The 13,432-nt window shown below is 66.8% G+C and carries 9 protein-coding genes and 1 pseudogene; 7 read left to right on the forward strand and 3 right to left on the reverse strand.

Annotated elements, in window-relative coordinates:
* Nucleotides 1-1,338, reverse strand: coding sequence for an acetyl-CoA C-acetyltransferase (locus ACQCSX_RS04685; RefSeq protein ID WP_427017912.1), 1,338 nt, complete (start codon nt 1,336-1,338; stop codon nt 1-3).
* Nucleotides 1,339-1,403: 65 nt separating this feature from the next.
* Between ACQCSX_RS04685 and ACQCSX_RS04690 the strand changes: the two genes are divergently transcribed.
* The 3 genes from ACQCSX_RS04690 to ACQCSX_RS04700 all read left to right on the forward strand — a co-directional run bounded on the left by ACQCSX_RS04690 (nt 1,404) and on the right by ACQCSX_RS04700 (nt 6,844).
* Entirely contained in the window at nt 1,404-2,078 is a 675-nt protein-coding gene (locus tag ACQCSX_RS04690) for a TetR/AcrR family transcriptional regulator (protein WP_427017913.1), read from the forward strand.
* A 78-nt stretch (nt 2,079-2,156) separates the two neighbouring features.
* Nucleotides 2,157-4,232: an acyl-CoA dehydrogenase gene (locus ACQCSX_RS04695; protein WP_427017914.1), complete on the forward strand. Its 2,076-nt coding sequence runs from the start codon at nt 2,157-2,159 to the stop codon at nt 4,230-4,232.
* 305 nt (nt 4,233-4,537) lie between these two features.
* Nucleotides 4,538-6,844 carry an FdhF/YdeP family oxidoreductase gene (locus ACQCSX_RS04700; RefSeq protein ID WP_427017915.1) on the forward strand — a complete coding sequence of 769 codons (2,307 nt, stop codon included), beginning with the start codon at nt 4,538-4,540 and terminating at the stop codon, nt 6,842-6,844.
* Between the two features lie 214 nt (nt 6,845-7,058).
* On the opposite strand, the gene glgA is transcribed toward ACQCSX_RS04700, so the two are convergent.
* Nucleotides 7,059-8,252 (reverse strand): glycogen synthase, encoded by a 1,194-nt coding sequence (gene glgA, locus ACQCSX_RS04705; RefSeq protein WP_427017916.1) that lies wholly within the window; start codon nt 8,250-8,252, stop codon nt 7,059-7,061.
* A 97-nt stretch (nt 8,253-8,349) separates the two neighbouring features.
* Here glgA and glgC point away from each other — a divergent pair, with 97 nt between their 5' ends.
* The 3 genes from glgC (at nt 8,350) to ACQCSX_RS04720 (ending at nt 12,283) form a co-directional block, all read left to right on the forward strand.
* Nucleotides 8,350-9,759 carry a glucose-1-phosphate adenylyltransferase gene (gene glgC, locus ACQCSX_RS04710; protein WP_427017917.1) on the forward strand — a complete coding sequence of 470 codons (1,410 nt, stop codon included), beginning with the start codon at nt 8,350-8,352 and terminating at the stop codon, nt 9,757-9,759.
* A gap of 33 nt (nt 9,760-9,792) precedes the next feature.
* Nucleotides 9,793-11,232, forward strand: a complete 1,440-nt coding sequence (locus tag ACQCSX_RS04715) for an SDR family NAD(P)-dependent oxidoreductase (protein WP_427017918.1) — start codon at nt 9,793-9,795, stop codon at nt 11,230-11,232.
* Between the two features lie 79 nt (nt 11,233-11,311).
* Entirely contained in the window at nt 11,312-12,283 is a 972-nt protein-coding gene (locus ACQCSX_RS04720; protein ID WP_427018968.1) for a YeiH family protein, read from the forward strand.
* Between the two features lie 72 nt (nt 12,284-12,355).
* On the opposite strand, the pseudogene ACQCSX_RS04725 reads toward ACQCSX_RS04720, so the two are convergent.
* A pseudogene (locus tag ACQCSX_RS04725) lies at nt 12,356-12,994 on the reverse strand (amino acid ABC transporter ATP-binding protein); the annotation flags it as partial.
* Here ACQCSX_RS04725 and ACQCSX_RS04730 point away from each other — a divergent pair.
* The gene (locus ACQCSX_RS04730; RefSeq protein WP_427017919.1) at nt 12,986-13,429 is read left to right on the forward strand and encodes an Lrp/AsnC family transcriptional regulator; all 444 of its coding nucleotides are present in this window, start codon (nt 12,986-12,988) and stop codon (nt 13,427-13,429) included. The pseudogene ACQCSX_RS04725 and the gene ACQCSX_RS04730 overlap by 9 nt on opposite strands.
* The last annotated feature ends 3 nt before the right edge of the window (nt 13,430-13,432 follow it).

The raw sequence follows: 13,432 nt of genomic DNA on the forward strand, positions 1-13,432 counted from the left end.
CTAGCGCCCTTCCAGGATGGCAACAACGCCCTGCCCGCCCGCGGCGCAGACGGAAATCAGGCCGCGGGCCGGGCGGGTGTCCGTGGGGCCCTTCTCCGCGAGCATCTTGGCCAGCGTGGCCACCAGGCGCCCGCCCGTGGCGGCAAACGGGTGGCCGGCGGCCAGCGAGGAGCCATTCACGTTCAGCTTGCTGCGGTCGATGCTGCCGAAGGCACCGTCCAGGCCCAGCCGTGTCCGGCCGAAGTCCGCGTCCTCCCAGGCGGCCAGGGTGGAGAGCACCGTTCCGGCGAAGGCCTCGTGGATCTCAAAGAAGTCGAAGTCGTCCAGCGTCAGCCCGTTGCGGGCCAGCAGGCGCGGCACGGCGAACACGGGGGCCATCAGCAGCCCGTCCTTGCCGTGCACAAAGTCCACGGCGGCGGCCTCGCCATCCACCACGTTGGCCAGCATGGGCAGATCGTGCGCGGTGGCCCATTCCTCCGAGGCCAGCAGCACCGTGGCGGCGCCGTCGGTCAGCGGGGTGGAGTTGCCGGCCGTCATGGTGGCCTCGGCGCCCAGGCTCTTGCCGAACACCGGCGCCAGCGTGGACAGCTTCACCAGCGAGGTGTCAGCGCGCAGGTTGGCGTCCTTCGCCAGCCCGCGGTACGGCGTCATCAGGTCATCGAAGAAGCCGCGGGCATAGGCCGCGGCCAGGTTCTGGTGGCTGGCCAGCGCCAGTTCATCCTGTGCCTGGCGGCCGATGTGCCATTGGGCGGTGGTCAGCGCCTGGTGTTCGCCCATGGAGAGTCCGGTGCGCGGCTCCGCGGTGTTCGGAGCGTCGGGGGCCAGGTCCTTGGGGCGGATCCGGGCCAGGATGGCGAGCTTCTGGCCCAGTGTCTTGGCCCGGTTGAGGTCCAGCAGGATCTCCCGGAGGCCCTCGCTGACGGCGATCGGCGCGTCCGAGGCGGAGTCCACACCGCCGGCAATGGCGGAGTCGATCTGGCCGAGCTTGATCTTGTTCGCCAGCCCGAGCACCGTCTCCAGCCCTGTCGCGCAGGCCTGCTGCAGATCGTAGGCGGGCGTCTGCGGGGCCAGCGCGGACCCCAGGACGGCCTCGCGGGTCAGGTTGAAGTCGCGGGAGTGCTTGAGCACGGCACCGGCGGCCACCTCGCCGATCAGTTCGTCCGCCAGGCCAAAGCGGGCCACAAGGCCGTCCAGGGCGGCCGTCAGCATGTCCTGGTTGGAGGCCTTCGCATAGGCGCCGCCGGCCCGGGCAAACGGGATCCGGTTGCCGCCGACGATGACGGCGGGGCGAACGGGGCGCGGGGCGGATGCGTGTTGCTGGGCGGGGGTGGCAGTCATGCTCGCGGACTCCTAGGGTGTGACCGACATTACTAATACCAATCGTACCTGATACGCTGGGTATCGTGAACAACGTTGACACGCAGCAGTCCACGCCCGAAGCCGCCCTTGCCGCCTCCGGCGTGGACGGACGCTCGGTGCGCTGGGAGGCCCACCGCGGTGAACGCCGCCGGGAGCTGATCCGCACCGCGCGCCACGCCGTGCACCAGCTCGGCGCCGATGCCTCCATGGAGGACATTGCCACGGCCGCGGGCACATCCAAATCCGTTTTCTACCGCTACTTCGGCGACAAGGCAGGGCTCCAGCGGGCCGTCGGCGAGATGGCGATTGCCCACCTGCAGCAAAAGGTGCTCGCGGCGGCGCAGACGGCCGGCACGCCACGCCAAGGCCTGTTCAACATGGTTGACGCCTACCTGCAGATGGCCCAGACCTCGCCCAACGTCTACGCGTTCGCCACCGCCAGCCATGCCGGCGACGCCGCGGTTGGCCCGGCCAGCGGACCGCTAGGGCACTTTTTCGACGCCGTCGCCACCATGATGGCCGACACCATCCGCACCCATGTCGGCACCGCCGGCCCGCACCTGCTGGGGTATTGGCCGACGGCGGCGCTGGGCCTGGTCCGCAGCGCCGGCGAGCTCTGGCTCGCCGCCCCGGAGGGCCCGGGCAAACCCGACCACACCGTGCTGGCCGAACAGATCACCAGCTGGCTGTTCGCCGGCATCGCTCCCGACATGGCCTAGCTCCACCGCAGTCCCCCGCACTGTCCAGCACCGTCGCGCACCAGAGAATCCATCCCCGAACACCCTCGAAGGAATGACATGACTGACGTACTTTCATCCGCACCGGCCACCGGCAACGCAGCCGGCAGCGTTGACGTCGCCGCCCTGGGTGAGCTGCTGCTGGGCCGCTGGGCCGATGCCCGCCGGCATGCACGCTCGCTCGCCGCCATGCCCGAGCTGCACAAGATTGAGGGCCTGGCGCACACCGAACACCGCAAGCGTGCCTTCGGCCAGCTGGGCCTGCTGGTGGAAAACCATGCCGTGCACCGCGCCTTCCCGGCCCGACTGGGCGGCTCGGACGACCACGGCGGCAATGTGGCAGGCTTCGAGGAACTTGTCACCGCCGATCCCTCCGTGCAAATCAAGGCCGGCGTGCAGTGGGGACTCTTTGGTTCCGCAGTGATGCACCTGGGCACGGCCGAGCACCAGGACAAATGGCTGCCGGGGATCATGAGCCTGGCGATCCCGGGCTGCTTCGCCATGACCGAGATCGGCCACGGTTCCGATGTCGCCTCCATTGCCACCACCGCCATCTACGATGCCGTCACGCAGGAATTCACCATCCACACCCCGTTCCGTGCGGCCTGGAAGGAGTTCATCGGCAACGCCGCCGTGGACGGGCTGGCCGCCGTCGTCTTCGCCCAGCTGGTCACCAAGGGCGTCAACCACGGGGTGCACGCCTTCTACGTCCCGCTGCGCGATCCGGCGACCAAGGAGTTCCTGCCCGGCGTCGGCGGCGTGGACGACGGCGTCAAGGGTGGCCTGAACGGCATCGACAACGGCCGGCTGCACTTTTCCAATGTGCGGATCCCGCGCACCAATCTGCTCAACCGCTACGGAAATGTCGCCGTCGACGGCACCTACTCCTCCCTCATCGCCAGCCCCGGCCGGCGCTTCTTCACCATGCTGGGCACGCTGGTCCAGGGCCGGGTGTCGCTGGACGGCGCCGCCGTCGCCGCCTCCAAGGTGGCCCTGAAGATTGCCATCCAGTACGCCACAGAGCGCCGCCAGTTCAACGGCGCCTCCGACACCGAGGAGGTGGTGCTGCTGGACTACCAGCGCCACCAGCGCCGGCTGTTCCCGCGCCTGGCCACCACCTACGCTGCCTCCTTTGCGCATGAGCAGCTGCTGGCCAAGTTCGACGACGTGTTCTCCGGGGCACACGACACCGACGCCGACCGCGAGGATCTGGAAACATTGGCCGCCGCGCTGAAGCCGCTGTCCACCTGGCATGCCCTGGAGACGTTGCAGGAATGCCGCGAGGCCTGCGGCGGCGCCGGTTTCATCGCCGAGAACCGCCTCACCTCGCTGCGCGCCGATCTGGACGTCTACGCCACGTTCGAGGGCGACAACACTGTGCTGCTCCAGCTGGTGGCCAAGCGGCTGCTGGCCGACTATGCCAAGGAATTCCGCACCATGGACTTCGGCGTGCTGGCCCGCTTCGCGGTCAACCAGGCGGCGGAGCTGACCCTGCACAAGACCGGCCTGCGCCAGGTGGCCCAGTTCGTGGCAGACACCGGCTCGGTGCAGAAATCGGTGCTGGCCCTGCGCGACGAGGATGGCCAGCGCTCCCTGCTCACCGAACGGGTGCAGGCCATGGTGGCCGAGGCGGGCGGGGCCCTGAAGGATGCCGGCAAGCTGCCCAAGGCCCAGGGCGCGGCATTGTTCAACGCCCACCAGCACGAACTCATCGAGGCGGCCACGGCCCACGCGGAACTCCTCCAGTGGGAGGCATTCACGGAGGCCCTGGGCTCCATCGAGGATGCCGGCACGCTGAAGGTGATGACCTGGCTGCGCGACCTCTTTGGCCTGGGCCTGGTCGAGAAGCATCTGGCCTGGTACCTGATGAACGGCCGCATTTCCATGCAGCGGGCCCGCACCGTGGGCGAATACATCAACCGGCTGCTCACCAAGCTCCGCCCGCACGCGCTGGACCTGGTGGACGCCTTTGGCTACGGCCCGGAGCACCTGCGCGCCAGCATTGCCAGCGGGATCGAGCAGGAACGCCAGGACGAGGCCGCGGAGCACTTCCGCGTCCAGCGTGCCAGCTCGCACGGCCCGATCGATGAAAAGCTGCTGCTGCTCAAGCAAAAGACCGCGGCCAGGAACAATTAGGCACTTGGACAGGCTCAACAGCGGGAACGCCGGTGGTTGAGCCTGGGGAGCGAGACTCAGCGGCCCGTCTTACAGCACGGAGCGGTAGACCCCCATGGCCCGGGCCGGGTTGCTGACGACGGCGGTGAGCACGTGCAGAGATTGCACCCAGAAAGTGGTTGCGAATTGCAATGACACGATCAGAACCATTGCTGCTGTCTGAGGGTGCTGATATACCGAGAATGGGCGCAGTTTCCACACCAACGTTGTTCTGACAACCGCCCGGGCAACGGTGCTTGGAGCCCTCCATGAAGAAGGTTCCCGGTATGAAAGGCAGCAAACCACCGGTCGCAGACCCGACGGATGCGGATCTGCAAGTCAGCGAACCGAAGCGTTGGGCGGCCGGCTGGCCCAGCCTGATTGAATCCATTCCACGTGCCCTCAATGAGATGGGGGTGGACCGGTCGATCAAGACGCTAACGGCCATGAACCAGAAACGTGGTTTCGACTGCATGAGTTGTGCCTGGCCGGACCCGCCGGAACGCAAGACAGCGGAATTCTGTGAAAACGGTGCCAAAGCCGTCAGCTGGGAGGCGGACCTGCTGAAAGTCCCGGCGTCGTTCTGGTCGGAGCATGCTGTCTCTTCGCTGCGCGACCGCAGCGAATACTGGCTCGGCCAGCAGGGCCGGTTGGTCGAACCCATGTACAAACCCTCGGGAGAGGACCACTACCGTCCCATCGGCTGGAACGAGGCCTTCGCCGTCATTGCCCGTGAACTGAATTCCCTCGATTCCCCCAACGAGGCAACGTTCTATACGAGTGGGCGGACCAGCAACGAGGCGGCCTTCGAATACCAGCTCTTTGCCCGGGCCTTCGGCACCAACAACTTGCCTGATTGTTCGAACATGTGCCATGAATCCACGGGCGCAGCCATGGGTGAGGTCATTGGTGTTGGCAAGTCCGCGATTTCCTATACGGACTTCGCCAAGTCCGACCTGATCATCATCATGGGCCAGAACCCCGGCACCTGCCATCCGCGGATGCTGACCGCCTTGGAGGAAGCCAAACGCGGCGGAACGAGCATCGTCGCGGTCAACCCGCTTCCCGAGGCCGGACTAATCAACTTCCGCAACCCCCAGCGGCCCCGTGGCCTGATCGGCAAGGGCACGGACCTCGCAGACCAGTACCTGCAGATCCGCCTCGCCGGCGATATGGCCCTCATGCAGGCCGTCTCCAAGCGCGTCCTGGAGGCCGAGGCAGCAGCCCCCGGAACTGTGCTGGACCACGCCTTCCTAACCAAACACTGCGAAGGGCTGGACGAGTTCAAGGCCCATCTTGAGACTCTGGATGAGGCGGAAGTGCTGGCTGCCACGGGCCTGCGGAGCGCGGAGATTGACGAGCTCGCCGCTCGCTACCTGAAGGCGGACAAGGTCATTATCACCTGGGCGATGGGCCTGACCCAGCATAAGAAGGCAGTCCCCACCATCAAGGAAATCATCAATCTGATGCTGCTGCGCGGAAACATCGGCAAACCCGGCGCCGGGCCGTCGCCGATCCGCGGCCACAGCAACGTCCAGGGCGACCGCACCATGGGCATCTGGGAGCAGATGCCGCCAGAGTTCCTCGACGCCCTGCAGAACGAGTTCGGCTTCGGCCCGCCCCGGGCGCCCGGACTCGACGTCGTCGACAGCATTCGTGCCATGCGGGATGGAAAGGTCAAAATCCTGATCGCGATGGGCGGCAATCTGGTCTCTGCCGTCTCGGATACGGCCGTGGCGGAGACGGCCATACAGAAAACCACGTTGTCCGTGCAGGTCTCCACGAAGCTCAACCGCTCCCATGCGTTCGTCGGCGACCAGGCACTGATCCTGCCCACGATGGGCCGCAGCGAGATCGACCGGCAGTCCGGCGGCCCGCAGTTCGTCACGGTCGAGGATACCGTTTGCGCCGTCCACGGATCCGCCGGCAGGGTCGAACCCATCTCGAAGGATGTCCTTTCCGAGGTCGCCATCATCTCCCGGCTGGCCCGCGCCGTCCTCGGTTCGGACCACCCAGTGAACTGGGCCGGATTCGAGGCCAGCTACGACACGCTGCGCGAACACATCGGGCACGTATGCGCCGGCTGCGAGGACTACAACGCCAAGGTCCGCCAGCCCGACGGGTTCGTGCTGCCGCACCCGCCGCGGGACAGCCGCACCTTCCCCACGGCTAGCGGCAAGGCCATGATCACTGTCAACGAACTGGAGACCATCGAGCTCCCGGAGGGCTGGCTGCTGCTCCAGTCCATCCGGTCGCACGACCAGTTCAACACCACCATGTACAGCCTCAACGACAGATACCGGGGTGTGAAAAAGGGCCGGCACGTGCTCCTGGTCAACCCCGGGGACCTGAGGCAGTTGGGATTCACGGACGGCGAGTACGTCGACGTACACGGCGAGGCAGCCGACGGCGTCGATCGGGTCCTGCCCCAACAGCGCATCATCAGCTACCCGACGGCCCGGGGGTGCGTGGCAGCCTATTTCCCGGAGGCCAACGTCCTGGTGGCCCTGGACGATGTGGCCGAGGTGAGCAACACACCCATCTCCAAGTCCGTCGTCGTCCGGCTGGAACGTGCGGCGGCCCCCACCTACTGACATGGTTCCAGATCTTCAAGGAACCGCCGCCGGTCCGTTGGCCCCACCGGGCGCAACATGCCCCTTCGGCCGCCGAAAACACGACCCCCAGATCACGGCCTCGCCGATACGGCACTCCAAGCGGAGGACACCCCCGGCCAGTAGACACAACCGCCCCGCAGCCGGCATCCACCTGAAACGGACGTTGGCTGCGGGGCGGTATGCGCTGGTCTCGTTACAGCACGGAGCGGTAGACCTCCATGGTCTGGGCCGCGATGGATTCCCAGGAGAAGTGCTCGGTGGCGCGCTTCCGGCCGGCGTCGCCCATGGCCTTCGCCCGGGCCGGGTTGCTGACGACGGCGGTGAGCGCGCGCGCAAAGTCGTCCACGAACTGGTCCGGGTCCAGCGGGGTGCCGGTGCCGTCGGACACCTGGGCCAGCGGCACCAGCAATCCGGTGATGCCGTCGTCCACCACCTCGGGGATGCCGCCCGTGGCACTTGCCACCACTGCCGCGCCGCACGCCATCGCCTCCAGGTTCACGATGCCAAGAGGTTCGTAGATGGACGGGCAGGCAAAGACGGTGGCGTGGCTGAGCACCTGGATCAGCTCGGCGCGCGGAAGCATCCGTTCGATGACCACCACGCCGCTGCGCTGGGCCTTCAGCCCCTCGATCAGCGCGTTGACCTCCGCACCCAGCTCCGGCGTGTCGGCCGCACCGGCGCAGAGCACCACCTGGACCTCCGGCGGCAGCAGGGCCGCGGCCTTGAGCAAGTACGGCACGCCCTTCTGCCGCGTCACCCGGCCCACCCAGACCACGCTGGGGCGGTCCGGGTCGATGCCCAGCGCGCGCACGGCATCGTCGTTGGAATCCTGCTGCCACATGCTGGCGTCGATGCCGTTGTGGACCACCTTGACCTTGGCGGGATCGACGTTCGGGTAGCTGCGCAGGATGTCCTGGCGCATGCCGTCGGACACGGCGATGATCGCCGCGGCGGCCTCGTAGGCGGTCTTTTCCGCCCAGGACGACACAGCGTAGCCACCGCCGAGCTGCTCGGCCTTCCAGGGGCGCAGCGGCTCCAGGGAGTGCGCGCTGAGCACGTGCGGGATGCCGTGCAGCAGCGAGGCCAGGTGTCCGGCCATGTTGGCGTACCAGGTGTGGGAGTGCACCAGATCGGCTCCGGCGATGTCCGGGACGATGGTCAGATCCACGCCCAGCGTGGCCAGCGCCGGATTGGCACCGGCCAATTCCGCCGGCTGGCTGTAGGAGGAAACCGTAGCTCCGTGGTAGTCGGCCGGACGTTCGGCGCCGAACGCACGCACGCGCAGGTCAACCTGGTCGGCCAGCACCCGGCTGAGCTCGGCAACATGCACGCCTGCTCCTCCGTAGATCTCCGGCGGGAATTCTTTGGTCACAATGTCAATTCGCACCCCTTCAAGGTAGCTGGTTGCTTCGCAATTGATCTAGTGTGAAGTTCATCGGTCAACCCGGTTCCAATTAGGCTTCAATTTCGATGCGTGGGGGTATGTGGAGATGGCATTCAAGAAGGTTCTGGCCATTGTTCTGGCTGGAGGCGAGGGCAAGCGCCTGATGCCGCTGACGGCAGACAGGGCCAAGCCTGCAGTGCCGTTCGCGGGCGGCTACCGCTTGGTGGACTTTGCACTTTCGAACCTGGCAAATTCCGGGTTCCTGAGAATGGTTGTGTTGACGCAGTACAAGTCGCACAGCCTTGACCGACATATTTCCGAGACTTGGCGGATGAGCACCCAGCTGGGCAACTACGTGGCCTCCGTCCCCGCGCAGCAGCGCATGGGCAAGAGCTGGTTCCTCGGCAGCGCCAACGCCATTTACCAGTCCCTGAACTTGATCAACGACGCCCAGCCCGACATTGTCGTCGTGGTGGGCGCGGACCACGTGTACCGGATGGACTTCGAGCAGATGGTCCAGAGCCACATCGCGTCCGGCGCCAAGGCCACTGTGGCCGCGGTCCGCCAGCCGCTGGCCCTGGCCAATCAGTTTGGCGTGATCGAGGTGGACAACTCCACCGACACCGGAGTCATTGGTGCCCACAAGATTGCCGCTTTCGTTGAGAAACCGGCATCCACGGCACCGCTGGCGGAGGACCCTGACTCGTTCCTGGCCTCCATGGGCAACTATGTCTTCGACGCCGACGCCCTGGTCGAGGCGCTGAAGAGCGACGCCGAGCGGTTGGACACCCAGCACGACATGGGTGGAGACATCGTGCCGCACTTCGTCAACCGCGGCGAGGCGTATGTCTACGACTTCTCCACCAATGACATCCCCGGTGCGACGGACCGCGACCGCAACTACTGGCGCGACGTGGGCACCCTCGATTCCTACTACGAGGCCCAGATGGACCTCATCTCCCCCATGCCGGTCTTCAACCTCTACAACTCGGCGTGGCCCATCTTCACCCGGCACAACATAGCACCGCCGGCGAAGTTTGTCCGCGGTGAACGCAACGCCGTGGGTGTGGCCATGGATTCCATCGTCTCCAGCGGTGTGGTGGTCTCCGGCGGTGTGGTGGAAAACTCGGTCATCTCCCACGATGTCTTTGTCGGCACCGGCGCGCGCGTCGTCGATTCCGTCATCATGGACAAGGTCGTCATCGGCGCCGGTGCCGTGGTGCGCCGGGCCATCGTTGACAAGAATGTGCGCATCCCGGCCGGCGCTGCCATCGGCGTCGACCATGAGCTGGACCGGCGCCGGGGCTTCACCGTCACCGAATCCGGGATCACGGTGCTGATCAAGGACCAGGTGGTTCCGGAACCCGACGAGCGCGAGCTTGCCCTCTCCGGTGCGCTGATCCTTGAACTCCCCACGGCCGTCAAGGACGCGGCCGCGGAGAACGAGGAAACCTGCGTGACCCTGACTAAGGCCGCCGAGAATGCCTTGGCGGCGGCCAAGGCCAGGTAATCGGCGAGTGTGCCGGTGCCGTAAAATTGCCTGGTGAGCGCACCAGAACTGACCCCCGAGGAAATCCAGACCTGCCTAAAGGTTCTGGACACCATCCACGTCTTCGACGAGGAGCACCCTGACTACGTCCAGGTGCGCCGGGCCACGGGGAAGATGTTCAAGGCAGTCAAGCGGTTCCGGCGCACCACCAAACGGGACGCCATCAACGAGGCCGACAAGGCCGTGCTGGCGCAGACGGCGACGGCGGCGCCAGACCGCATTGACGACGAGACCCGTGGCAACAAGCTCAAGCCCTCCACCACGGGCGAGGTGGCCGGCACGCTGATCCGGTCGCGGCCGTGCTACATCTGCAAGCAGCACTACACGCAGGTGGATGCCTTCTACCACCAGCTCTGCCCGGAGTGTGCCTCCTTCAACCACGGCAAGCGCGATGCCCGCACCGACCTGTCGGGGCGGCGCGCGCTGCTGACCGGCGGCCGGGCCAAGATTGGCATGTACATTGCGCTGCGGCTGCTGCGCGACGGCGCACACACCACCATCACCACCCGCTTCCCCAAGGATGCCGCGCGCCGCTACGCCGCCATGGAGGACAGCGCCGAATGGCTGCACCGGCTGCGGATTGTCGGCATCGACCTCCGCGACCCGGCCCAGGTCATCGCCCTGACCGACTCGCTGGACGAGGCCGGCCCGCTGGACATCATCATCAACAACGCCGCCCAAACGGTGCGCCGCTCGGGCAACGCCTACAAGCCGCTGGTGGATGCCGAGCTGGAGCCGCTGCCCACCGATGTGCCGATGCCCGAGCTGGTCACCTTCGGCCACGCCCACGACAAGCACCCGCTGGCCCTGGCCAGCCAGATGATGGAACACCCGATTCTGGCCGGCGACGAGATTGCGGCCCTGGCACTGTCCATGGGTTCGGCGTCGCTGGAGCGCATCGAGGCCGGCACCGCCATCGACGCCGGAGGCCTGGTGCCCGATGTCGCCGCGACCAACAGCTGGACCCAGGTGGTGGACCAGGTGGATCCGCTGGAGATGCTCGAGGTCCAGCTGTGCAACGTCACTGCACCCTTCCTGTTGGTCTCCCGCCTGCGCCCGGCCATGCGCCGCTCCATGGCGGAGCGCAAATACATCGTCAACGTCTCCGCCATGGAGGGCCAGTTCAGCCGCGCCTACAAGGGCCCCGGACACCCGCACACCAACATGGCCAAGGCAGCCCTGAACATGATGACCCGCACCAGCGCCAAGGAAATGCTTGACACCGACGGCATCCTGATGACGGCCGTGGACACCGGCTGGATCACCGACGAGCGTCCGCACTACACCAAGATCCGCCTCGCCGAGGAGGGCTTCCACGCTCCCCTGGACCTGGTGGACGGTGCCGCGCGCGTCTACGATCCGATCGTGATGGGCGAGTCCGGCGAAGACCAGTACGGTGTGTTCCTGAAGGACTACAAGCCCAGTCCCTGGTAAGCCGGTGCCGCCGACTCTGGACAGATTCCGCGTGCTGGCACCCGGACTGGCCGCCTGCGCAGTTGCGGTGGTCCTGGCCATGGGCATCCATGCCCTCCTCCCGGCGCTGCCGGCCATGACGGCCGCCGTCGTGCTGGGCATCGTTGCAGTCAACGTGCCCGGCACCGGCCCGCTGTGTGGCGGCGCCTGGCAGCCGGGCCTGCACTTTGCCGGCAAACACCTCATGCGGGTAGGCATCGTTCTGCTGGGCCTCAAGCTCAGCCTGGGCGACATCGCCGCTCTCGGCTGGAAGGCCGCGGGCCTGGTGGCCGCCGTCGTGCTGCTCTCCTTTGCCGGCACCTATGCGCTGGGGAAACTGTTCAAACTCACCGGCGACGCCCCTCTGCTGATCGCTACCGGCTTTTCCATCTGCGGCGCCTCGGCCATCGGTGCGATGGCGGCCGTCAAGGGAACCAAGCATCAGGAAACCGTGCTGCCGGTGGCGTTGGTGACGCTCTGCGGCACGCTGGCCATTGGCGTGCTGCCGCTGCTGATGCACCCGCTGGGGCTGGATGCGCTGATGTTTGGCCAATGGGTGGGTGCCTCCGTGCACGACGTCGGCCAGGTGGTGGCCACCGCACAGACGGCCGGGGCCGTGGCGCTCAGCGCTGCCATTGTCATCAAACTGACCCGCGTGGTGCTGCTGGCCCCGATGGTGGCCACGGCCGGCCTGCTGGAGCGGCGCCGGCACCTGCGCAACGCCGCCGCGGCCCGCGCCGGCGGCCCCGGTACGCCCGAGGCGGCGGCGAATTTCCCGCCGATTGTGCCGCTCTTTGTGCTCGGCTTCCTGGCGATGATCGGCATCCGCACCCTCGGCTGGACCACCCCGGGCATCCTGGAGGCCGGCGGCATCCTGCAGGACATCGCCCTCGGCGCCGCCCTGTTCGGCCTAGGGTCCTCGGTGCACATCCGGGTGCTGCTGCACACCGGCGCCCGTGCCTCGGCCATGGCACTGTGCGCCTGGGCGCTGATTGCCGCGCTGGGCCTGGGTGCCATCCACCTGATGGCCTGAGGCTCCGGGACATGCAACGGGGCGCGGCTGCTGCAGGGACCGGCAGGGTTCCGTGCCGTTGCCGCGCCCTGGTTGGGTGCGGTGGTGCTGGGGGTTGGCGATGATCTCGCGCGGGTTCCCGGACTCGACCACGACGCCGCCGTCCATGAACGTCAGCACGTCCCCGACGAGTTCGGGGTCCAGGGCGGAGGTCGGTTCGTCGAAGAGCATCAGTTCCGGTTCCATGGCCAGGGCGCGGGCGATCGCGACGCGCTGCTGCTGCCCGCCGGAGAGCTGGGACGGGTAGTGGTTCGCCCGGTCCGCCAGCCCGACCCGGTCCAGCAGGTCCAGGGCCGCGGTGCGCGCGGCGTTCCGGGACTGGCGCTTGACCTGGGTGGGGGCCTCCATGATGTTCGCCAGCGCGGTCTTGTGCGGGAACAGGTTGAAGCGTTGGAAGACCATGCCGATCTCCCGGCGCTGGGCCGCGATGGCCTTCGTGGACAAATCGTGCAGGCGCCCGTTGGCTTCCTTGTAGCCGATCAGGTCCTCCCGGACGTAGATCCGGCCCGCGGAGATCGTCTCGAGCAGGTTCACGCAGCGCAGCAGCTGGCCCAGTGGCCGGAAGTCGCCACAATCGAGGTCGCCACCGGAGGCAACGACCTCAATACTGACGTACTGACCCGAGACCCCAGGGAACTGGATCGCTCCTTGCCCGACCACCTGGTGCACGATGGGCGACTCAGCTGGGCCGAACTGGCTTCGCTGACAGGGGCCGGTACTGCCACGGCCCGCCGTCGAGTCAATAGGCTCATTTCCTCGGGGATCGTGACATTTCGGTGTGAAATTGCCCATTCCCTGGCCGGGTGGCCCATCCAGGCTTCCTTGTTGGGACAAGCACCAGCTGCGGCTGTAGACCGGATCAGCCAGGCCCTGACCACATGTCCGGAATGTCGCTTTGTCGCCACCGTTACCGGTACGGCAAACATCTATTCCACGTTCTGGGTGCGTGACCTCGGAGCGCTCCAACGTTTGGAGGCGAGGACGAGCAGCAACTTCCCATCTCTCACTGTCGTTGACAGGATGGTGGCCTTGAGCACGCCCAAACAGATGGGACATTTGTGTGATCAGGAGGGTCGGCGCATTGGAACTGTTCCGATTTCTCCCTGACTC

Origin of the sequence: Pseudarthrobacter sp. P1 (genome assembly GCF_050156935.1) — a bacterium.
Taxonomy (GTDB): Bacteria; Actinomycetota; Actinomycetes; order Actinomycetales; family Micrococcaceae; genus Specibacter.

Bases quoted from the DNA above. Each gene is read 5' to 3' on its own strand.
- ACQCSX_RS04700 (WP_427017915.1), top strand. From the start codon at position 4,538: ATGAAAGGCAGCAAACCACCGGTCGCAGACCCGACGGATGCGGATCTG.
- ACQCSX_RS04685 (WP_427017912.1), bottom strand. From the start codon at position 1,338: ATGACTGCCACCCCCGCCCAGCAACACGCATCCGCCCCGCGCCCCGTT.
- ACQCSX_RS04695 (WP_427017914.1), top strand. From the start codon at position 2,157: ATGACTGACGTACTTTCATCCGCACCGGCCACCGGCAACGCAGCCGGC.
- ACQCSX_RS04720 (WP_427018968.1), top strand. From the start codon at position 11,312: ATGGGCATCCATGCCCTCCTCCCGGCGCTGCCGGCCATGACGGCCGCC.